This window comes from Rhodococcus sp. 14-2470-1b (assembly GCF_002259415.1).
Classification (GTDB): Bacteria; Actinomycetota; Actinomycetes; order Mycobacteriales; family Mycobacteriaceae; genus Rhodococcoides.
The window spans coordinates 1-902 of sequence record NZ_NPFY01000072.1; the positions used below are offsets into that span (position 1 = coordinate 1).

A 902-nucleotide genomic window follows, 5' to 3' on the forward strand; every position below is an offset into this window, starting at 1 on the left:
CCCTTCGGCCTCATCCGCTACGGCGTCGCACCGGACCACCCCCGCATCAAAGGCATCATCACCGCCCTGCACAAGGTCCTCGACAAGCCCCAGGTCCGCCTGCTCGGCAACATCGACTACGGCACCGACATCACCCTCGACGACCTGCGCCGCTTCTACGACGCCGTCATCTTCTCCACCGGCGCCAACGCCGACCGCGCACTGAACATCCCCGGCATCGACCTCGACGGCAGCTACGGCGCCGCCGACTTCGTCTCCTGGTACGACGGCCACCCCGACGTCCCCCGCACCTGGCCCCTCGAGGCCGAGAAAGTCGCCGTCCTCGGCGTCGGCAACGTCGCCCTCGACGTCGCCCGCGTCCTCGCCAAGACCGGCGACGAACTCCTCCCCACCGAAATCCCTGCCAACGTCTACGAAGGCCTCAAAGCCAACAAGGCCCTCGAAGTCCACGTCTTCGGACGCCGCGGACCCGCGCAAGCCAAGTTCACCCCCCTCGAACTCCGCGAACTCGACCACTCCCCCAACATCGAGGTCATCGTCGCCCCCGAGGACATCGACTACGACGAAGGCTCCGAAGCCGCCCGCCGCGGATCCAAGCAGGTCGACATGGTCGCCAACACCCTGCAGGACTGGGCCATCCGCGACGTCGGCAACCGCCCCCACAAACTGTTCCTGCACTTCTTCGAATCCCCCACCGAAATCCTCGGCGAGAACGGCAAGGTCGTCGGACTACGCACCGAACGCACCGAACTCGACGGCACCGGCAACGTCCGCGGCACCGGCACCTACAACGACTGGGACGTCCAAGCGGTCTACCGCGCCGTCGGCTACCTCTCCCAGAACATCGCCCAACTCCCCTTCGACGACCAAGCCGGCACCATCCCCAACGAAGCAGGCCGCGT

The 902-nt window shown here is 66.9% G+C and carries 1 protein-coding gene; it reads left to right on the forward strand.

Features of this window, described 5'->3' with window-relative positions; genetic code table 11:
- Positions 1–902: pyridine nucleotide-disulfide oxidoreductase (locus CH293_RS27780; RefSeq protein WP_094722071.1), on the forward strand; the 902-nt coding region annotated here is incomplete at both ends.